Origin of the sequence: Streptomyces yangpuensis (genome assembly GCF_001005295.1) — a bacterium.
Classification (GTDB): Bacteria; Actinomycetota; Actinomycetes; order Streptomycetales; family Streptomycetaceae; genus Streptomyces; species Streptomyces yangpuensis.
Map to the genome: position 1 here is coordinate 403,236 of NZ_LBMK01000002.1, position 20,001 is coordinate 423,236.

Consider the following 20,001-nt stretch of genomic DNA (forward strand, 5'->3'; position numbering starts at 1 on the left):
CGTACGGTGCGGGGCTCCTCGCGTGTACGGTCATCGGGGTGTGCCCGTAGACGGGGGGCGGGGGAAGGAAGTGACATGGCGAAGAGGGAAGGCTGGCTCGGCCGGCTGGGCAGCAGGCTGACCGCGATGGAGGCGCGGCTCAACGAGCGGCGCGCCGAGGTCGAGAGCGGCGGCGATCTGCCCGAGCGGCCGCGGCCGGACGCGGCGGCTCCGAAGGCTCCCGAGCGGGCCGGCGCCCATGCGCAGACGCACACGGTCGCCACGGCCGCCCCGGTCGCGGCGGAGCGCTACCGGCGCCCGGAGCGGCCCGACCCGGCGAGCGTGGTCCCGTGGGGGATGCGCGTCGCGGCCGAGGCCAGCTGGAGGCTGCTGCTGCTCGCCGGGATGCTCTGGGTGCTGATGAAGGTGATCAGCGAAGTCCGCCTGGTCGTCCTCGCGTTCGCGGCCGCCATGCTCGTCACCGCGATGCTCCAGCCCTTCGTCGTCCGGCTGCGCAGGCTCGGCATGCCGCGCGGCCTCGCCACCGCCGTCACCGCGGTCCTCGGCTTCGTCGTCATCGGGCTCGTCGGCTGGTTCGTGGTCTGGCAGGTCATGGAGAACCTCGACGACCTCTCCGACCGGGTCCGCGACGGCATCAACGAACTCAAACTCTGGGCGCTGGACAGTCCGTTCCACGTGACCGAGAAGCAGATCAACGACATCGCGAAGAACCTCAGCGAGACCATCGGCACCAACACCGAGCAGATCACCACCGCCGGTCTCCAGGGCGTGACGGTCCTCGTCGAGATCCTCACCGGCATGCTGCTCGCGATGTTCTCGACGCTCTTCCTGCTCTACGACGGCAAGCGCATCTGGAACTGGGCGCTCGGTCTGGTCCCGGCCGCCGCCCGCGCCGGGGTCGCCGGCGCCGGTCCGCGCGCCTGGCGCACGCTGACCGCGTACGTCCGCGGCACGGTCATCGTCGCCCTCATCGACGCCGTCTTCATCGGCCTCGGGCTGTACTTCCTGGACGTGCCGATGGCGGTGCCGCTGGCCGTCTTCATCTTCCTGTTCGCCTTCATCCCGCTGGTCGGTGCGGTCATCTCGGGCGCTCTCGCCGTCGTCGTGGCGCTCGTGACCCAGGGGGTGTTCACCGCCCTGATGGCGCTGCTGGTGGTCCTGGCGGTGCAGCAGATCGAGGGCCATGTGCTCCAGCCCTTCATCCTCGGCCGGGCCGTACGGGTCCACCCGCTCGCGGTGGTGCTCGCGGTGGCCGCCGGCGGGATGATCGCGGGCATCGGCGGGGCGGTCGTCGCCGTTCCGCTGGTGGCCGTCACCAACACGGTGGTGGGTTACCTGAAGGCGTACTCGCGCGACCAGCACCACCTCGGGGCGGGGATGGTCGGCCCGGCGCCGCACGGCTCGACGGCGCTGGGCGTGGCACCCGACGACGAGGAGTACCCCCGGCCGTAGGACCCGCCGGGCCATGTCCGGCCGGATCGCGGCCACCGGAGCCGGACGTCGGGGCGGTCCGGGCTGCCATGATCGAAGGCGTGCGGGCGCGGCTGGTGGCGCCCGGGAAGCAATGGTGAACGGGGGGACAGGGATGATCAGCGATCCGGAGCTCGACGGCGGGTGGCAGACCGACCGTGCGGAAGGGCCGGCGGAGCGGCTCGCACCGCACGGAGCGGAGGCGGACGGCCCGGGGGCACGGCGGCCGTGGCTGTGGGCGCTGAGCGGGGCCGCGATCGCCTCGGCGGTGTGGGCGGGCGGGCTGTACGCCTTGGGGGACCGGCTCGCCGCGCCGGAGCTCTCGTACCGGGCCGCGGAGAACCTCTGCGAGGACTTCCGGGCCCGTGCGCTGGGCCAGATCGCTGGAGACCTGCACCGCTACCGGCCGGTGAACAAGGAGCACGACCACCCGGCCGTGCGCGGGGCCGTCTGCGAGCTGCGGAACGGCGAGAGCGTGTCCAGCCTCACCGTGCGGGCGCAGGTCGATCTGCACAGGAAGACCGATCCCGCGCCTGAGTTCGACGTACCGTCGCTCGGGCTCGTCGCCGCGCTCGGTGCGGGGAGCACCGAGGCGGTGCAGGGTCTCGGTGAGCGCGCGGTGTTCTTCACGACCCCCGGGGACGGGGTCGTCCAACTCAGGGTGCTGGACGGCGGGGCGGTGTTCACGATCGAGGCCTACGGCACCGGCACGGTACAGAACGCGCCGACTGACACCGCCGTGATGCAGGCGGCGATGGTTGAGGACGCCCGCGCGCTGATGACGGCATTGAAGGAGCAGGGGGCGGGATGATCAGCGAGCCCGAGCTCGACGGGGCATGGGAGTCGGCGCGCCCGCCGGAGGTCGCCCAGGACGATGCCCGGGACGGCGCCGTGCCCGCGCGGCGGGCGGACCGGGTGTGGTGGTGGGTCGCGACGGCCGTCGTGGTCACGTCCGCGCTGTGGGCGGTCGGGCTGTACGCCTTCGCCGACCGGCTGCGGCCGACGGAACCGGAGGTCCGGTACGCGGTCACGGACAACCTGTGCAAGCAGTTCGAGGCACCGGCCCTCGGGCGGGCGATGGGCGGCTTCGCGGACTCCAGCCCGAACAGGACCGGCCGGCATCCGGCCATGGACTGGGCGTCGTGCAGCTACGACGGCGGCGGCTCGGGCGGGTCGGACGGGTTCTCCGCCCTGTTCCTGGTCGAGCTGCACAAGAAGAGCGATCCGGCGCCCGAGTTCGCACTGGGTTCGTTCTACGAGCGGCTCTTCGAGACGGACGTCCCCTGGGAGGAGGTGCCCGGCCTGGGGGAGCAGGCACTGGTCCGCGTGCCCGAGACCGGTGACGGCCTCCAGCTGCGCGTCCGTGACGGCGGCGCGGTGTTCACCGTCGAGCTGGCGGTCTTCGGTTCGCGCGACGAGGAGACCGACGCGGGAGCGACCCCGCCGGCACGGCCCGACCCGGACGCTCTGACGGCGGCGGCCGTCGAGGACGTGCGGGCGCTGATGGCCGCACTGCGCAAGGACTGACAGTGCAGCAGGGGCCCGCGACCGTTTCCGGTCGCGGGCCCCTGCGTCGTACGGGATGCCGTTACTCGCCGGCGATGGCGGCCTCGGCGTCGAGGGTGACCGCGACGGCCTGGATCACCGAGGCAATCTTGAAGGCCTCCTGGATCGTCTCGCGGTCGACGCCGGCCTTGCGCAGGACCTGCTCGTGCGAGTCCAGGCACTGGCCGCAGCCGTTGATCGCGGAGACCGCGAGGGACCACAGCTCGAAGTCGATCTTCTCCACGCCAGGGTTGCCGATGATGTTCATCCGCAGGCCCGCGCGCAGGGTGCCGTACTCCGGGTCGGAGAGCAGGTGCCGCGTGCGGTAGAAGACGTTGTTCATCGCCATGACCGCGGCGGCGGACTTGGCGGCGGTGTACGCCTCGGGCGAGAGGTTCGCCTTCGCCTCCGGCTCCAGCTCACGCAGGACGCGCGGGGAGCGGGCGGCTATCGCGCAGGACAGGACCGTGCCCCACAGCTGCTGCTGCGGGAGGTCGCTGTTGCCTATGACCGAACCGAGGTTCAGCTTCAGGTCCTTGGCGAAGTCCGGGACGGACGCCTTCAGGGAGTCGAGGGACATCCGTCACTCACCGGCCAGCAGCGCGCCGGCGTCGATCGTGGCGTCGCCCTTGTTCCAGTTGCAGGGGCACAGCTCGTCGGTCTGCAGGGCGTCGAGGACCCGCAGGACCTCCTTGGGGTTACGGCCCACGGAACCGGCGGTCACCATCGAGAACTGGATCTCGTTGTTCGGGTCGACGATGAAGACGGCGCGCATCGGCAGGCCGTCCTCGCCGAGGATGCCCAGCTCGGCGGAGAGCTCGCGCTTGATGTCCGACATCATCGGGAAGGGCAGGTCACGCAGGTCGGCGTGGTCCTTGCGCCAGGCGTGGTGCACGTACTCGGAGTCCAGGGAGAAGCCGAGGACCTGCGCGTCACGGTCGGCGAACTCGTCGTTCAGCTTGCCGAAGGCGGCGATCTCGGTCGGGCACACGAAGGTGAAGTCGAGCGGCCACGCGAAGACGACCTTCCACTTGCCCTCGTAGGTCTTGTGGTCGATCTGCGCGAACTCGGAACCGGCCTCGAGCGAGACACAGGCGGTCAGGTCGAAGGCGGGGAACTTGTCACCAACAGTGAGCACGCGCTCTCCTTGATCAATGGGAAATGACCCCTTTTGGGGGGCTTTCCGAGGGGGTTGGACGTGTCTCACATGCTGGCACAGCCTGCATTGATTATGGAAATAGCTAGTCTTGTTATGGGTGATCGGAGGTACCTATCAGTGGCTGTCGGTAATAGGGGAGCGAAGCAACCCACCCTCGCTCAGTTGCGCGCCTTCGCGGCGGTCGCCGAGCACCTGCACTTCCGTGACGCCGCCGCGGCCATCGGGATGAGCCAGCCGGCGCTCTCCGGCGCCGTCTCCGCGCTGGAGGAGGCCCTCGGCGTGCAGCTGCTGGAGCGCACCACCCGCAAGGTGCTGCTCTCCCCGGCGGGCGAGCGGATCGCCGTCCGGGCGCAGGTGGTGCTCGACGCCGTCGGCGGGCTGCTGGAGGAGGCGGAGGCGGTACGGGCCCCCTTCACCGGGGTCCTGCGACTCGGGGTGATCCCCACCGTGGCGCCCTACCTGCTGCCGACGGTGCTCGGGCTGTTCCACCGGCGCTACCCGCGGGTGGACCTGCAGGTGCACGAGGAGCAGACCGGCTCGCTGCTGGAGGGGCTGGCCGCCGGCCGCCTGGACCTGCTCCTGCTGGCGGTGCCGCTCGGCGTACCCGGCGTGAGCGAACTGCCCCTCTTCGACGAGGACTTCGTCCTGCTCGCCCCGCGCGACCACCCGCTGGCCGGACGCCGGGACATCCCGCTCGACGAACTGCGCGACCTGCAGCTGCTGTTGCTGGACGAGGGGCACTGCCTGCGGGACCAGGCCCTGGACATCTGCCGGGAGGCCGGGCGGACCACCGGGGCCGATGTCACCACGACCGCCGCCGGACTGTCCACGCTCGTACAACTGGTCGCCGGGGGAATGGGGGTGACGCTGTTGCCGCGGACCGCGCTGCGGCTGGAGACCGCCCGCAACGAGTACCTGTCCACCGGCTGCTTCGCCGAGCCCGCGCCCTCCCGGCGGATCGCCCTGGCCATGCGCACGGGGACCGCCCGCCAGGAGGAGTTCGCCGCGATCGCCGCAGCCCTGCGCGAAGCCGTACGCCCGCTCCCGGTCTGGCCCACCGACTAGGGGGTGTGGCCGGGCCGCGGGGAGCGGGCGTACGGGTTCAGGGGCGTACGGGTGTCACTCCGTACGCAGGCCGTCAGGGCGCATCATCCGCAGCAGCGGCGGCAGGCTGAGCAGGGTCACGGCGGCCACCACGCCCGCGCCGACCCCGGTCATCCCGAGCACCGAGGGCCAGTCGATCCGGACCGGCTGGGCGGCCATCGACATCAGGACGGCTCCGAGGGAGGTGCCCACCGCGGCCGCCAGCACCAGGCCCAGCACGATCGGCACGGCCGTCTGCCAGAGCACCGACAGGCTCAGAGTGGAGCGCTTGGTACCGAAGGCGACGAGCGAGGACAGCAGCTTCCGCCGCTCGCGCAGCTGCTCCAGCTGGGAGACGAACAGGCTCCCGCCGATCAGGACCAGTACGGCGGCGGCGCCGAAGAACAGCCCCGTGCGGATCGAGGAGAAGCCGGCGGCCTGGGTGCTGTGCCGCAGCGTCATCGCCGTGACGAGCGGGTCCGCCTCGAAGACGGCGTTGCGCGCCCGGTCCAGGGCGTCCGGACCGGACTCGTCGACCTGCACGAAGACCTTCGCGTCCGGGAAGTCGCCCAGCTCCTTCGGTGCGACCGACGGGGTCACCAGCAGGCCGGTGCGCAGGGCCCCGGAGGGGTCCTCCCGGGCGGGGACCGTACGGGCGCCCGCCGGGACCTGCCACTTCACCGGACCGGGCCGGTCGTCCGGCTCGGACGCGTAGCGCCGCACGTTGCCGACGAACAGCTCCTCGCCGGGCTTCGCCGTGCCCCCGTAGATCCCCGTGGAGGAGGGGCCGGTCAGGACGAAGGCGTCGCCCTCCTTGCAGGAGTCGAGCGTGGCGACCTCCCCGAGCGCGGCGCAGGTGCCGACGGTCACCTGGATGGTGTCCTCCTCCGCGGGCATCCCGTGGGCGGCCTGCGTGGAGGTCAGGGCGACCGCGCGGGTGACGCCCTGTACGGAAGCGATCCGCCGTGCGAGGTCGTCGACCCGGGCGTCCGACGCGCGGTTGGCCAGGACGGCGACGGCGGCCCTGGAGGGGTCCTGGCCGGTCGACTCGGTGTAGTCGCCCTCGACGCCCGCGAAGAGCATCTGGAGGGCGATGGCACCGGCGACGGCCACGGCGATGCCGTTGACGAGCCGGGCGGCGCCGCCGCTGTCGACCTGGAGCCGGCGGACCGCCAGCTGCCAGGAGACCGGGCCGCCGGCCGTCTTCCCCACGAAACGCTCCAGCAGCCAGGGCAGCAGCACCGTGATCCCGATCAGCAGGAGCGCCACGCCACCGCTGACCTGCCACTGGTTGAACCTGCCGTGGTTGTTGCCGCGGCCGCCCATGGGCAGGAGCAGTCCGATGCCGACGAGCGGGAGCAGCAGCCGCCACCAGATGCGGCGCCGGGAGGGCTTGGCCGTACGGACGACGCCGAGCGGCTCGATGACCACGCCGCGCAGCGCGAACAGGGTCACGGCCACCGCCGCCGCGGGCACCGCGACGGCTACCAGGGCGGCCAGCCAGGGCGCGGGGTCGAGGTCGGCGGGGAAGACGCTGCGCTGCCGGAGGCTGACGCTGCCGACCAGGGAGCGGCCGACGGCGAAGAACCCGGTGCCCAGGACCAGTCCGACCACGGAGCCGGCCAGCGCCTCGCCGGCCGCGATGCGGCGCACCATCCGGCTGTCCGCGCCGACCAGCCGCAGCGCGGCGAGCCTGCGGTCGCGCCGCTCCCCGCCGAAGCGGACGGCGGTCGCGATGAACACGGCGACGGGCATCAGCAGGGCGACGAACGTCAGGACGACCATCAGCATGAGGACGGGGTCGAGGGTGTCGCGGTCCGTCTCGTAGCCGAAGCTCGTGATGCGCTCGACGCGGTGGTCATCGGGGCCGTTCTTGGTGAGGGTGTCGCTGCCCAGGTAGAAGAGCAGTTCGCCGGGGCCGACCAGGCCCTGGTCCCCGACGATCTCGCTGACCGGCCCGTCGAGCCGTTCGCGCAGCAGGGCGCCCTCGGAGGACTTCAGCAGCCGGTCCAGGGCGGGGGAGAGGGCCAGCTCGCCCGGGCCCGGGATCTTCTTCAGGCCCGGCGGCAGCGGGGCGTGGGGGCCCTCCGCCCGCAGGACGTGCCCCTCGATGTCCTTGCGCTGGTACGTCTGCCCGATCCTGGCGTACAGGAGGGTGTCGGGCCCGGGGGCGTCGGCCGTGTCGGAGTGCATCGTCGACCGTGCGTCACCCCGCTCGTACCGGGCGGTGAGGGCTCCGGGGATGGCGGTGCTGATCAGCAGCAGTGCGACGCCGAGACCGACGCCGACCCCGGTGAGCAGGGTGCGGATCCACCCCTCGCGGCCGCCGCCGAAGGCGAAGCGGGTGCCCATGCCGAGGTCCCGGGTCCATACCCGCGGCCGGCTCATACGATCCGCTCCATGTCGCGTGACCTGCCGTCGCGCACGACGATCTCGCGGTCGGAGTACGCGGCCACGCGCGTCTCGTGCGTGACCAGCACGACGGCGGCGTTCGCGGACCGGGCGGCCTCCGTGAGCAGCTGCATGACGAGTTCGCCGTTGAGGGAGTCGAGGGCCCCGGTGGGCTCGTCGGCGAAGATCACCCGGGGGCCGGTGACGAGGGCGCGGGCGACGGCCACGCGCTGCCCCTGGCCGCCGGATATCTCCCCGGGCCGCTTGGCGCCGAGGTCCTCCACCTGGAGCTGCTCCATCCAGTGCAGGGCGGTGCGCTCGGCCTCCTTGCGTTTGACGCCGGTCAGGCGCAGGGGGAGGGCGACGTTCTCCACGCAGGTCAGTTCCGGTACGAGCTGGCCGAACTGGAAGACGAAGCCGAACTCGGTGCGGCGCAGCTCGCTGCGCTCGCCGTCGTTCATGGAGGTGAGCTCGCGGCCGGCGTAGACGATGGAGCCGGAGTCGGGCGGGACGATCCCGGCGAGGCAGTGCAGCAGCGTGGACTTGCCGGAGCCGGAGGGTCCCATGACGGCGACGACCTCGCCGGCGTGGATGGAGAACTCGGCGCCGTCGAGGGCGTCGGTGCTCCCGTACGCCTTGCGCAGGCCGGTGGCGGCGAGCAGGGAGCCGGCCGGGGCGGCCGTCATCGGCGCACCTCCTCGGCGAGCCGGCCGAGGCGGGCGGCGGTGAGCTCCAGCCACCGCAGGTCCGCTTCGAGGTGGAACAGGGCGTGGTCGCAGACCAGCTGGTCGGCGAGGTCGCCCTTGCGCTTGCGGGTCGTCAGCACGCGCATGAGGCGCAGGTGCTCGGCCCGCTGGGTGTCCAGCAGTTCGTCGGCGCGACGGCCGGTGAGCAGCGCGAGGACGACCTTCGTGTAGAGGGTCGAGTGGAGGTACGGGTCCGGCTTCTCGGGCTGGGAGAGCCAGGTCTCGACGTCGGTGATGCCGGCGTCGGTGATGGCGTACCGCTTGCGGTCGGGGCCGCCGCCGCTCTCGATGCCGTCGACCTCGACGAGGCCGTTCTTCAGCAGCCGGGACATGGTCGAGTAGACCTGCCCGTAGGCGAGGGGGCGGTCGTGGCCGAACTTCTCGTCGAAGGCCCGCTTCAGGTCGTAGCCGTGGCGCGGGCCGGCCTCAAGGAGGCCCAGGAGGGTGTGACCGATGGACATGGCGCCGACTATACATCGTGTGTATACGTTGAGTGTATAGAGGTCCGGCCTGCGGAAACGCGAAAGCCGCTCCCGTGCACGGCACGGGAGCGGCATCGGACGAGGTCAGTTCGTGGGCTTCGGCGGCCGGCCCCGGCGGGGGATGGGGCCCGGGGCGGAGGGGAGCCGGCCGGCCTCGGCGAGGGCCCGGCGGAGCAGGAACTCGATCTGCGCGTTGGCGCTGCGCAGCTCCTCGCCCGCCCAGCGGGCCAGCGCGTCGTACACCTGCGGGTCGAGTCGCAGGAGCACCTGCTTGCGCGCCTGCCGGCCCGCGGGCTTCTCCTCGCCGGAGGGGGTCACTGGTAGAGGGTGCCCGTGTTGAGCACCGGCTGTGCGGCGCGGTCGCCGCACAGGACGACCATCAGGTTCGAGACCATGGCCGCCTTGCGTTCCGAGTCGAGGTCCACGATCTCCTCCTCCGCCAGCCGGGTCAGGGCGAGCTCGACCATGCCCACCGCGCCCTCCACGATCTGCTTGCGGGCCGCCACGACGGCGCCCGCCTGCTGGCGCTGGAGCATCGCGGAGGCGATCTCAGGAGCGTACGCGAGATGCGTGAACCGCGACTCGATGATCTGCACACCGGCGGCCTCCACCCGGGCGTGCAGTTCGGCCGCGAGCTTCTCGGTGATCTCCTCGGCGTTCCCGCGCAGCGACAGGCCGCCCTCCTCGTGGGCGTCGTACGGGTACTCGATCGCGATGTGCCGGACCGCGGCCTCCGTCTGCGTCTCGACGAACTCGGTGAAGTCCTCCACCTCGAAGACGGCCCGTGCGGTGTCCTCGACCCGCCACACCACGACCGCCGCCAGCTCGATCGGGTTGCCGTAGGCGTCGTTGACCTTCAGCACGGCCGTCTCGTGGTTGCGCACCCGGGTGGAGATCTTCTCGCGGGAGGTCAGCGGATTGACCCAGCGCAGTCCGTCGGTGCGGATGGTGCCGCGGTAGCGGCCGAAGAGCTGGACGACCCGGGCCTCGCCCGGGGCCACCGTGTTGAGTCCGCTCATCGCGATCACGGAGGCGAGACCCAGGAGCACGCCGGTCGCGATCAGGGCCACCTTGACCCCGGTGGCCGACGCCACCGCGCCGGCCACGACCAGACCCGCACCCGCGAGCAGGCCGCCCAGTCCGAGCAGCAGCGCGAGTCCGCCGCCGACGCTGCGCGCGGTGAACTCCCGTACTCCGTCAGGATTGACTATGTGATTCGTCATGGTTCGCCCCGTTTCTCTGCGCACGGCCGGTCGGGCCGCTTAGCAAAGTGATATCACTTTTTTGCGCAATGGCAACCCATCCGCTTATCTGAGCGTCGGTTCCTGTGATGTGGGTGCTGATTCTCACGTCCGAAATGACCGGAATTAGTCCGGATTGGCCAAACTTTGTCACAGCCTGCGGTGTTAGCTTTCTGAGTTGACGTCGGGGGGTTTATCGAGCGGAGCGGGAGCGATGGGCCGAGCAGAAGCGCGTAAGGCGCAGCAGCAGCGCGGTGCGCGGCGGGCGCCGAGCGGACGCGCGAAGGGCGCCAAGGAAGGCGGGGGCGCCGGGAAGCGCACGGGCATACGCCGCTTCTTCAACTGGAAGACGATCCTGGGCACGTTCCTGGGAGTCAGCCTGCTGCTCATGGCTGCGGCGGTCGTCCTCTACTACTCGGTGGACGAACCCACCGACCCGAACAAGCAGGCGACGCTCCAGAGCAACACCTACCGGTGGTCCGACGGCTCGATCATGGCCAACACCGGCAAGATGAACCGCGAGAACGTCACCCTCGACAAGATCCCGGTCGATGTCCGCACCGCCTTCATCGCCATCGAGAACAAGTCCTTCTACCAGGACCGCGGCATCGACGTGATGGGCGTGGCCCGAGGCCTGTTCAACACGGTCCGCGGAAAGGGAACGGCCGGCGGCTCCACGATCACCCAGCAGTACGTCAAGAACTACTACCTGACGCAGGACCAGTCGGCGGTCCGCAAGCTCAGGGAGCTGGTGATCGCTCTCAAGGTCGACGAGCGCATGGAGAAGGACGACATCCTCGCCGGGTACCTGAACACCAACTTCTACGGCCGCAACGCCTACGGCATCCAGGCGGCGGCCCAGGCCTTCTACGGCGTCGACGCGGACAAGCTGACGCTGGAACAGGGCGCCTACCTCGCCGCCGTCATCCAGGCACCCAGCCAGTACGACCTCGCGACCGCCGGCCCGAACGGCACCAAGCTGGTCAACATCCGGTTCAACGCCGTCCTCGACAACATGGTCGAGATGGGCAAGCTGGACCCGGAGAAGCGCAAGACCATGACGCTCCAGCCGCCCATCAAGCCCAAGCCCCGCCCGGGCATGGACGGGCAGAAGGGCTACCTGGTCCAGGCCGCCAACGACGAGCTGAACAAGCAGAACATCACCGACGCCATGATCACGGCGGGCGGCTGGAACATCACGCTCAACGTCGACAAGACCAAGCAGAGCGCGCTGGAGAAGGCGGTCCACGACGAGCTGGAGTCCAAGCTCGACCGCAAGGACACCAAGAACCGCCCGCAGGACCAGAGCGTCCAGGCCGGCGCCACCTCGGTGGATCCGAAGACCGGCGCCATCGTCGCCATGTACGGCGGCGTGGGCCTGGAGGAGAAGTCCGCGAGCAACGCCCTGCGCACCGACTACCAGCCGGGCTCGACCTTCAAGCCGATCGTGCTCGCCTCCGCCCTGGAGAACGGTTCCAACACCCAGGACGGCAAGCCGATCACCCCGAACGCCCTCTACGACGGCACGAGCAAGCGCCCGGTCGTCGGCAGCAAGATCCCGTTCAACCCGCAGAACCAGGACAACACCAACTACGGCACCCCGATGATGACGGTCCAGGAAGCGACCAACTTCTCGGTGAACTCCGTCTACGCGCAGATGATCGTGGACGTCAAGCCGCCGAACGTGAAGAAGACGGCCCTGGAACTGGGCATGGAGGACCGCGAGGGCTGGCCCGAGGACAAGCCGGCCATGGCCCTGGGCACCATGAGCGCGAACACCGTCGAAATGGCCGGCGTCTACGCCACCTTCGACAACCACGGCAAGAAGGTCACGCCGACCATCATCAAGAAGGCCGAGCACAAGGACCGCGAGTTCACCCCCCAGGAGGCGGTGGGCAGCCAGGCCATCAGCCGCAAGACCGCCGACACCGTCACCAAGGTGCTCCAGGGCGTCGTGGAGGACGAGGGCGGTTCCGGCAACAAGGTCCGCAGCAGCGCCTACGAGGCGGGCGGCAAGACCGGCACCACCGAGTCCAACGTGGCGGCCTGGTTCACCGGCTACACGCCGGAACTGGTCACGGTCGTCGCCATGTTCGGCGAGGACCCCAACAGCCACAGCCAGGTGACCCTGACCGGCACCGCCGGCCTGGGACGCGCGGGCGGCTCCAGCTTCCCCGCCTCGATCTGGAGGGCGTACACCCTCGCCGCCCTCAAGGGCGGCAGCACCGGCAAGTTCCAGCTGACCGAGGCCGACATGGGCGCCGTGCAGACGCCGTCCCGCAGCACCTCGCCGAGCGCCTCGACGAGCCCGTCCAGCAGCCCGACGACCGTCACCACCAGCCCGACGCAGTCCCCGACGCAGACGTCTCCGACTCCCACGGCGACCAAGACGGGACCGACGCCCAGCGGGACGACGTCCCCGACGGCCACACCCACCAAGACAGGCGGCCCCAAGCCGCCGGACCCGCCGGTCCTGGGTGAACACCAGGGCACCGGCAACTGACACAGCGCCGCCCCGCAGCCGAGCAGGCTGCGGGGCGGCGCTCTTTCGTTCACCCGTGTACGGTCAGCGGCGTTCGCCCGCGGCCGGCAGCGGCAGCGGCAGCTCGAACCAGACGACCTTTCCGCTGCTGAGCCGGGTCGCGCCCCAGCGGCGGGCCAGCCGGTTGACCAGGAACAGGCCGCGGCCACCCTCGTCGGTGTCCCGCGCCCGGCGCTGGCGCGGCAGCTGCGGGGAGTCGTCGCCGACCTCGCAGCGCAGCACGTCCGTGCGCAGCAGGCGCAGCGTCACGGGCCGCTCCGCGTACCGCACGGCATTGGTGACCACCTCGCTCACCAGCAGCTCCAGCGAGTCGCTCAGCTCCTCCAGGCCCCACCGGGTCAGGGCGCGGCGGGCGAACCGCCGGGCCCGGCCCGGAGCGGTCTCCTCCGGGTCCAGGAACCAGTACGCGACGTCACTGGGCGCGATCCCGTCGAACCGGGCCGCGAGCAGCGCGATGTCGTCGTCCCGGTCGCCCGGGCCCAGCATGTCCAGGACGTCGTCGCAGAGGGCCTCCAGCGGCGGCGGGTGGTCCAGGCCGGTCAGCTGGGCGGTGGTGGCCAGGCGCTCGCGCAGCTGCTCGATGCCGGTCCACACGTCCCGCAGCCGCGACTCGACCAGGCCGTCCGTGTAGAGCAGCAGCGTGGCCCCGGCGGGCGCGTCCAGCTCCACTGCCTCGAAGTCCACGCCGCCGACGCCGATGGGGGCGCCGGGCGGTACGCGCAGCACCTCGGCCCGGCCGCCCAGGTGCAGCAGCACCGGCGGCGGATGGCCCGCGTTGGCGATGGTGATCCGGTGCGCGACCGGATCGTAGACGGCATACATGCAGGTGGCCATGCGGTCCGTGCCCAGGCGCTGCGCCTGCTCGTCCAGGTGGTGCAGCACCTCGGCGGGCGGCAGGTCCAGCTGCGCGAGGGTCTGGGCGGTCGTGCGGAGCTGGCCCATGATCGCGGCCGACGTCATGGAGTGGCCCATGACGTCGCCGACGACGAGCGCCACCCGGCTGCCGGGCAGCGGTATGGCGTCGTACCAGTCGCCGCCGACCCGGGCCGTCTCGGCCGCGGGCAGGTAACGGTGGGCCAGCCGCACCCCGGTGGGCTGCGGCAGGCTGTCGGGCAGCATGGTGCGCTGCAGCTCGTCGGCGATGTACGCCTCGCGGCCGTAGAGGACCGCCTTGTCGATGCCGAGCGCGGTGTGGGTGGCCAGCTGCGCGGCGACCAGCAGGTCGTTCTGCTCGAAGGCCGGACGTTCGGGGCTGCGCAGGAAGACCGCGGCGCCGATCACCCGGCGGCGGCCGCGCAGGGGCGCGAGGACCGCCCGGTTGCCGCGCGGCAGCGGATGGTCCAGCCCGAGCAGCTCGGGCAGCGCCGTGCGGGCGGCGGCGGAGGACCCGAAGACGGGCCGTACGCCGCGCAGCACCTCGGCGAGCGCGCCACCGGGCCGGATCTCGCACAGCTCCGCCGCGGGCAGGTCACCCTGCGGGCCGACCAGCGGCAGCTGGCTGAAGTCGAGCTCGCCGGTGGCCCCCGCGGCCCCGGCGAGCTCCATCCCCGCGCCGATGGTGCTGCTGATGTCGGTGAGGTCGTCGATCGGCCGCAGCCGGTCGGTGCGGCGCAACCTTAAAACGACCGGGCCGACGGGCCGTTCGTCGCCGACCGGGAGCGGGTCGCGCAGGTAGACGAGGATGGCGTCGGAGAAGGTCGGGACGGTCGCCCGGCACAGGCCGAGGACGATCTCGTCGAGGTCGATGCCGCGGGCGATCCGCCGGGTGGCGGCGCCGACGAAACGCAGCCGGTCCCCCTCGCGGCGCGCCGCGGTCGCGTCCGGGGTGCCCCCTGCCGGTGATCCGGGCCCGCCGGCCCCCTGGAGGCCCGCGGCGCCGCTCCCGGCGCCCGCCGGGGCCGGTCCGGCCCCTGTGGCGCGCGCGGCGGCCTCGTGGGCCTCGGGGGCGTCCGCGGTGTCCCGGGGACGGGCGTTGTCGTGGTTCTGGCCCGGGCCGGAGCCCGCACCGGCGGGGACCTCCGCCGACGCCGCTCCGCGCGGCCGGGGCAGCCCCGCGGCAGGGCCCGCCGCCGAGCGCGCGGCCCGCACGTCGGAAGCCGCCGCGGCGGCCGCCGCGCCCGGCTCGGCCGCGGGGCCGGCACCGGCGCCCGGGGCATGCGTGCGTACGGCCTCGGTGGCGGCGATGGGCGCCTTGCCGTGGCCGGCCTCGTCCGTACCTCCGCCGGAGGCGACGGGCTGCGGGCCCTCCTGGGAGGTGGGGTACTCCGTCACGCGTGGAATTCCGTCCGTTTGCGCTCGATGTGCGCTGCACTCAACTCGGTCAGTCGCGGTATACCCGCTCAGCGGCCCGGGCACCATCGCCCAGAGGTACCTCGCTCGAACTTCTCCCCCGGCCCCACGGCCGGGAGCGCCCCGGGCGGACCCCCGCCCCGTCGTCGCCTCTCGTCGTGTGTCGACCTCCGGTCAGATCCCGTGCACGGAAAGACACTTGCCGGTGTGCGGCCCGACCGCACCGCCTTGAGCGCGTGACCTCGCGGAGGACGATCCTACGTTTGAACCCCGGGGGCGCATCAAGGGTCTCATGAGGTCATATGCGCCGGGGTGCGGTCCCAGTCGTCGGGCAGGGCCGGAATCCGCCAGGCCGGATCCGGCCGCCAGTCCTCCCAGCCGGCCGAGAACGGGGCGGCCCACTCCTCGATCGCCGCGACCGCCGCGCGGCCGGCTTCCCGTACCCGCAGCGCCTGCTCACGGCCCATCAGGCCGGAGCGCTGGGCCTGGGCGAACTCGTCCTCGTCCAGCCACTTCCAGCTGCGGTCGGGGTAGACGGCGATGTCCAGGAAGTGGTCCACGGAATCCACTCCTCCGGCCCATCTGGACCGCGGCTCCTCCAGGTTCACGTACCAGTTCTTGAACTGCCAGCCCGGTCCCCAGAACAGCCAGACCGACCAGGGGTCCCCGGGGCGGGCCAGTTTCAGGACACCGCCGCCGAACCAGCGCGAGCGCACGGTGGTGCGCGGCGCGGTGTAGCGGGTGGCGAGCGGTTCCTCGTGGACGGACGTGCCGTCGGCGAGGACCGGTTTGACGCATTCGGTGCCGGGGGCCATCCAGACGGCGAGCAGCTCGTCGGTGTCCTGCACCACGGTCACCGGGCGGCAGATGTGCACCGCGCCCGTCGGTCCCGGGGCGTGGTCGCGGTAGCGCCAGAGGATCCGGTCCCCGGGTGCCCAGCGCGTGCCACGTGCGGGGCCGGTCGGCGTGCCCGGCGTCCGGCCGCCCCCGGACTCGAAGGTACCTGTCATGCGCAGATCTTAGGGCGGGGGCCCGTACGCCCGCTGCGGTGCAGGTCACCGAGCGGTTCGGGGACGGTGAACGACCGGATCCGGCCCCCGCCCGGGGGGTGCGGACGGCCGGTCAGGGACGCGTCATGCGCAGGACGTCCAGGGCCTCGTCGAGCTGTTCCAGGGTGAGGGCGCCGCGTTCCACGTAGCCGGACTCCAGCACGATCTCCCTGATCGTCCGGCGCTCGGCGAGGGACCGTTTGGCCACCTTCGCGGCCTCCTCGTAGCCGATGTAGCGGTTGAGCGGGGTGACCACGGAGGGCGAGGACTCGGCGTACTCCCTGGCCCGGGCCTCGTCGGCGCTGATCCCGTCGACCGTGCGGTCGGCCAGCAGGCGGCTCGCGGCGGCCAGCAGCCGGATCGATTCGAGGAGGTTCCTGGCCATCACCGGGAGCATCACGTTGAGCTCGAAGTTGCCGGAGGCCCCCGCCACCGCGACGGTGGCGTCGTTCCCCATGACCTGTGCGGCGACCATCAGGACGGCCTCCGGGACCACCGGATTGACCTTCCCGGGCATGATCGAGGAACCGGGCTGGAGGTCCGGGAGGCTGATTTCGGCCAATCCGGTCCGCGGGCCCGAGGCCATCCAGCGCAGGTCGTTGCAGATCTTGGTGAGCGAGACGGCGACCGTACGGAGCATGCCCGAGGTCTCCACCAGCGCGTCCCGCGCCCCCTGGGCCTCGAAGTGGTCGCGGGCCTCGGTCAGCGGCAGTCCGGTCGCGACCGCGACCTCGGCGATCACGGCGGCGGAGAAGCCGGGCGGGGTGTTGATGCCGGTGCCCACCGCGGTGCCGCCCAGGGGGAGTTCGGCGAGCCGGGGCAGGGACGAGCGCAGCCGTTCGACGCCGTAGCGGATCTGGGCCGCGTAGCCGCCGAACTCCTGGCCGAGGGTGACCGGGGTGGCGTCCATCAGGTGGGTCCGGCCGGCCTTGACCACGTGCCCGAACTCGGCCGCCTTGCGCTCCAGCGCGGCGGCGAGCCGCTCCAGGGCCGGGACCAGGTCGTTCGTGACGGCGGCGGTGGCGGCGATGTGGATGGACGACGGGAAGACGTCGTTCGAGCTCTGCGAAGCGTTGACGTGGTCGTTGGGGTGCACGTCCCGGCCGAGGCGCTCGGTGGCCAGCGTGGCGATCACCTCGTTGGTGTTCATGTTGGACGAGGTCCCGGAGCCGGTCTGGAAGACGTCCACGGGGAAGTGGTCGTCCCAGCGGCCCTCCGCGACCTCGGCGGCCGCGGACCGGATCGCGTCGGCCACGTCCTGGTCCACCACGCCGAGGCGGGCGTTCACGAGCGCCGCCGCGGCCTTGATCCGGGCGAGGGCCTCGATGTGGGCCCGCTCCAGGCGCTGTCCGGAGACGGGGAAGTTCTCCACGGCGCGCTGGGTCTGCGCCCGCCACTTGGCGTGCAGGGGCACCCGTACGTCGCCCATGGAGTCGCGCTCCGTCCGGAACTCTCCGGCCTGCTGATCGTCTGTCATGTCTGCTGCCTCCTCGAAAAGGTGAGCAATTCTCTTGTCGGAAGTGTTCCCAACTCCCCTACTGACCAGTAAATACCGTGAGTAACACCGATATCCGGGGAGGCGTCCATGGCACGTTCCCGCACGAGATCCACGCTCAGATCTACCTTCGCCGCCGTCGCGGCGTTCGCGGCCGCCCTGGGGGGCGTCACCGCCGTCACCCCCATGGCCCAGGCGGCCACCACCACCGGGGTCGTCAAGCCCCTCCCGCCCGAGCTGGAGGCGATCCGCGCAGCCGAAGCCGTCACGATCTACGGCGACCCGGCCGTGCGACCACAGGCCGACCGCAGGACCGGCCTGATCTCGCTGGGCGACAGCGAGATATCCGGCGAGGGCGTCGGCACCTACGACCCGGCGACCAACACTCCCGCCAACCAGTGCCACCGCTCGCCCGACGCGGCGATCCACCGCACTGGCATCCCGGCCGACCTGACCTTCAACGTCGCCTGCTCCGGCGGCTACACCGGCAACATCAGGATCGGCGGCAGCAAGCAGTACGCCGACGAGCTGGTGCAGAGCGACAGCCTCGCCATCAAGGCCCGCAACACCAGGATCAAGATGGTCCTGCTGGTCGCCGGCGCCAACGACGACCTGCAGTTCGGCCCGGTCATGACCGACTGCGTGACCCGCTGGGTGCTCAGCCGGGGCGCCTGCGAGCCCACGTACGCACCCGGCTGGCAGGCTCGCGTCGACGGCCTGCGGCCCAAGGTGGAAGCCACGGTCGCCGACCTCAGGACGGTCATGCGCGACGCCGGCTACGCCGACGCCGACTACAAACTCGTCGTGATGGGCTACCCCAGCCCCATCGGCCCCGACTTCTACGACAACCCGAACTTCCCCGGGAAGCTGCCCGGCGGCTGCGCCGGCTACGACTCGGACGCCACCTGGGGCCGCAACCACGCGGTGCCCGCCTTCGAGAAGGGCATGCGCGCGGCGGCCCTGGCCTCCGGCGCGATCTACCTCGACAACTCCCGCCTCTTCCACGGCCACGAGGTGTGCATGGAGGACACCTGGGCCCGCGGCCTCTACCTGGACCTCGGGGACCACTTCCCCTGGGACGAGAACACCGCCCGCCAGTCCTTCCACCCCAACTACCGCGGACACGGCGCCTTCGCGTCCTGCCTGACCCAGCTCTACGACTCGGGCCTGCGCGAGGCCTCCTGCGCCGACCCCGCGAGCACCGGCAGGCCCGTCCTCCAGGCCGGGGCCTGGGACGACAAGTTCGCACCCCTCCGGAACGAGGCCACCGGCAACTGCCTCGACTCCTTCGGCGGCTCCAGCGCCAACGGGACGAAGACCGTGGGCTGGGACTGCCACGGCGGCCGCAACCAGGGCTGGTGGTACGACACCGCCCGCAAGTCCGTCCACATCGAGCTGACCCAGGACCGCTGCCTCGACGCCCCCGGCGCGAACTACGGCTCCGGCACCGGCCTGATCATCTGGAACTGCCACGGCGGAGCCAACCAGCAGTTCCTCCGCGACGGCGCCACCCTGCGGCCCGCCGCCGCCCCGGGCATGTGCCTGACCGTGGCCGCCGCCCATGAGCCGCTGCGCCTCCAGCCCTGCAACGGAACCGCGAACCAGCGCTTCGCATGACCGGCGCTCCGCACTGACCGCCCCGCCCCCACCCGATCCCCCCACGCCCGGCCGGCGCACCCCGGCCGGGTGTTCCCGTAGCCATGCCGGTGCCGGGTCACAGCGAGCGCAGGTACTCCCGCACCTCGCGCGGCCGGTTGGTGATCAGGGTGTCCACGCCGAGCCGTACGCACAGCTCCACGTCCGCCGGCTCGTCCACCGTCCACACCCGCACCGCCAGCCCCTTCGCCTTCAGCCGCCCCACCAGCCCCGGGTCCCGGCGCACCAGATCGATGCCCGGGCCGGCATGCCCCGCGAACGGCGGCCGGACCGGCCGCAGCCGCCGCTCGATCAGGTAGACCGCCGGCAGGCCCGGCGCGAGCCGGTTCAGCCTGATCAGGGCGTTGCGCGAGAAACTCATCACCTCGACCAGCCCCGCCCGGCCGTCCGCCAGCCCGTGCTCCTTCAGCACCCGCACCAGCTCGGCCTCCAGCCGGCCGCCCGCACGCGTGGGGTGCTTGGTCTCCACGGCCAGCCCGACGGGCCGGTCGGCGGCCAGCGCCTCCTTCAGCAGGTCCTCGAAGAGCAGCACCTGCGCCCCGCGGTGCTCCGCGCCCTTCCAGCGGCCGAAGTCGAGGGCGCACAGCTCCTCGTACGTCATCTCCGACACCACCCCGCGCCCGTCCGAGGTCCGCTCCACGCGCCGGTCGTGCACACAGACCAGCTTGTGGTCGGCGGTGAGCCGTACGTCGCATTCGAGGGCGTCGGCACCGTCCGCGATGGCCTGCCGGTAGGCGGCGAGGGTGTGCTCGGGGTGCTCGTGGGAGGCTCCGCGATGGGCGACGACCCTGACGGCGCGGTCGGTACGGAGCGGCGTGTGCGTCATGCCCCCGACGTTATCCGCATGCGCGGG

Annotated in this window: 17 protein-coding genes; 6 read left to right on the top strand and 11 right to left on the bottom strand. The window is 71.9% G+C overall.

Going from position 1 to position 20,001, the window contains the following annotated elements; all coding sequences use genetic code 11:
- Nucleotides 1–75: 75 nt before the first annotated feature.
- From AAT21_RS07225 to AAT21_RS07235, 3 genes are all read left to right on the top strand, one after another.
- Entirely contained in the window at nucleotides 76–1,452 is a 1,377-nt protein-coding gene (locus AAT21_RS07225; protein WP_046775914.1) for an AI-2E family transporter, read from the top strand.
- Nucleotides 1,453–1,585: 133 nt separating this feature from the next.
- Complete coding sequence (locus tag AAT21_RS07230) at nucleotides 1,586–2,281, top strand: hypothetical protein (protein WP_046775915.1); 696 nt, start codon at nucleotides 1,586–1,588, stop codon at nucleotides 2,279–2,281.
- The gene (locus AAT21_RS07235; RefSeq protein ID WP_046775916.1) at nucleotides 2,278–2,997 is read left to right on the top strand and encodes a hypothetical protein; all 720 of its coding nucleotides are present in this window, start codon (nucleotides 2,278–2,280) and stop codon (nucleotides 2,995–2,997) included. The genes AAT21_RS07230 and AAT21_RS07235 overlap by 4 nt, the downstream gene beginning before the upstream one ends.
- A gap of 61 nt (nucleotides 2,998–3,058) precedes the next feature.
- On the opposite strand, the gene AAT21_RS07240 is transcribed toward AAT21_RS07235, so the two are convergent.
- Nucleotides 3,059–3,595 carry an alkyl hydroperoxide reductase gene (locus AAT21_RS07240; RefSeq protein ID WP_046775917.1) on the bottom strand — a complete coding sequence of 179 codons (537 nt, stop codon included), beginning with the start codon at nucleotides 3,593–3,595 and terminating at the stop codon, nucleotides 3,059–3,061.
- A gap of 3 nt (nucleotides 3,596–3,598) precedes the next feature.
- Nucleotides 3,599–4,153: a peroxiredoxin gene (locus tag AAT21_RS07245; RefSeq protein ID WP_030774574.1), complete on the bottom strand. Its 555-nt coding sequence runs from the start codon at nucleotides 4,151–4,153 to the stop codon at nucleotides 3,599–3,601.
- Nucleotides 4,154–4,267: 114 nt separating this feature from the next.
- Here AAT21_RS07245 and AAT21_RS07250 point away from each other — a divergent pair, with 114 nt between their 5' ends.
- The gene (locus AAT21_RS07250) at nucleotides 4,268–5,239 is read left to right on the top strand and encodes a hydrogen peroxide-inducible genes activator (RefSeq protein ID WP_046775918.1); all 972 of its coding nucleotides are present in this window, start codon (nucleotides 4,268–4,270) and stop codon (nucleotides 5,237–5,239) included.
- 54 nt (nucleotides 5,240–5,293) lie between these two features.
- On the opposite strand, the gene AAT21_RS07255 is transcribed toward AAT21_RS07250, so the two are convergent.
- The 5 genes from AAT21_RS07255 to AAT21_RS07275 form a co-directional block, all read right to left on the bottom strand.
- Entirely contained in the window at nucleotides 5,294–7,645 is a 2,352-nt protein-coding gene (locus AAT21_RS07255) for an ABC transporter permease (RefSeq protein ID WP_046775919.1), read from the bottom strand.
- The gene (locus tag AAT21_RS07260; protein ID WP_046775920.1) at nucleotides 7,642–8,334 is read right to left on the bottom strand and encodes an ABC transporter ATP-binding protein; all 693 of its coding nucleotides are present in this window, start codon (nucleotides 8,332–8,334) and stop codon (nucleotides 7,642–7,644) included. The genes AAT21_RS07255 and AAT21_RS07260 overlap by 4 nt, the downstream gene beginning before the upstream one ends.
- Entirely contained in the window at nucleotides 8,331–8,855 is a 525-nt protein-coding gene (locus AAT21_RS07265; protein ID WP_046775921.1) for a PadR family transcriptional regulator, read from the bottom strand. Before AAT21_RS07265 ends, AAT21_RS07260 begins: the two co-directional genes overlap by 4 nt.
- Before the next feature lie 105 nt (nucleotides 8,856–8,960).
- The gene (locus AAT21_RS07270) at nucleotides 8,961–9,194 is read right to left on the bottom strand and encodes a type II toxin-antitoxin system antitoxin (RefSeq protein WP_030774585.1); all 234 of its coding nucleotides are present in this window, start codon (nucleotides 9,192–9,194) and stop codon (nucleotides 8,961–8,963) included.
- On the bottom strand, nucleotides 9,191–10,099 hold the full coding sequence (locus AAT21_RS07275; RefSeq protein WP_046775922.1) for an SPFH domain-containing protein: 909 nt from the start codon (nucleotides 10,097–10,099) through the stop codon (nucleotides 9,191–9,193). The genes AAT21_RS07270 and AAT21_RS07275 overlap by 4 nt, the downstream gene beginning before the upstream one ends.
- Nucleotides 10,100–10,331: 232 nt before the next feature.
- Here AAT21_RS07275 and AAT21_RS07280 point away from each other — a divergent pair, with 232 nt between their 5' ends.
- Nucleotides 10,332–12,620 (top strand): transglycosylase domain-containing protein, encoded by a 2,289-nt coding sequence (locus AAT21_RS07280; protein WP_046775923.1) that lies wholly within the window; start codon nucleotides 10,332–10,334, stop codon nucleotides 12,618–12,620.
- A 63-nt stretch (nucleotides 12,621–12,683) separates the two neighbouring features.
- Here the strand turns inward: AAT21_RS07280 and AAT21_RS07285 are convergent, their stop codons facing one another.
- The 3 genes from AAT21_RS07285 to AAT21_RS07295 all read right to left on the bottom strand — a co-directional run bounded on the left by AAT21_RS07285 (nucleotide 12,684) and on the right by AAT21_RS07295 (nucleotide 17,474).
- Complete coding sequence (locus tag AAT21_RS07285) at nucleotides 12,684–14,930, bottom strand: ATP-binding SpoIIE family protein phosphatase (RefSeq protein ID WP_046775924.1); 2,247 nt, start codon at nucleotides 14,928–14,930, stop codon at nucleotides 12,684–12,686.
- Nucleotides 14,931–15,238: 308 nt separating this feature from the next.
- Entirely contained in the window at nucleotides 15,239–15,958 is a 720-nt protein-coding gene (gene fomD / locus AAT21_RS07290) for a cytidylyl-2-hydroxypropylphosphonate hydrolase (RefSeq protein WP_046775925.1), read from the bottom strand.
- A gap of 112 nt (nucleotides 15,959–16,070) precedes the next feature.
- Nucleotides 16,071–17,474, bottom strand: coding sequence for a class II fumarate hydratase (locus AAT21_RS07295; RefSeq protein ID WP_046775926.1), 1,404 nt, complete (start codon nucleotides 17,472–17,474; stop codon nucleotides 16,071–16,073).
- 108 nt (nucleotides 17,475–17,582) lie between these two features.
- Between AAT21_RS07295 and AAT21_RS07300 the strand changes: the two genes are divergently transcribed.
- On the top strand, nucleotides 17,583–19,109 hold the full coding sequence (locus AAT21_RS07300; RefSeq protein ID WP_046775927.1) for a ricin-type beta-trefoil lectin domain protein: 1,527 nt from the start codon (nucleotides 17,583–17,585) through the stop codon (nucleotides 19,107–19,109).
- 97 nt (nucleotides 19,110–19,206) lie between these two features.
- Here the strand turns inward: AAT21_RS07300 and AAT21_RS07305 are convergent, their stop codons facing one another.
- Nucleotides 19,207–19,974 (bottom strand): glycerophosphodiester phosphodiesterase, encoded by a 768-nt coding sequence (locus AAT21_RS07305; RefSeq protein ID WP_046775928.1) that lies wholly within the window; start codon nucleotides 19,972–19,974, stop codon nucleotides 19,207–19,209.
- Nucleotides 19,975–20,001: the final 27 nt, after the last annotated feature.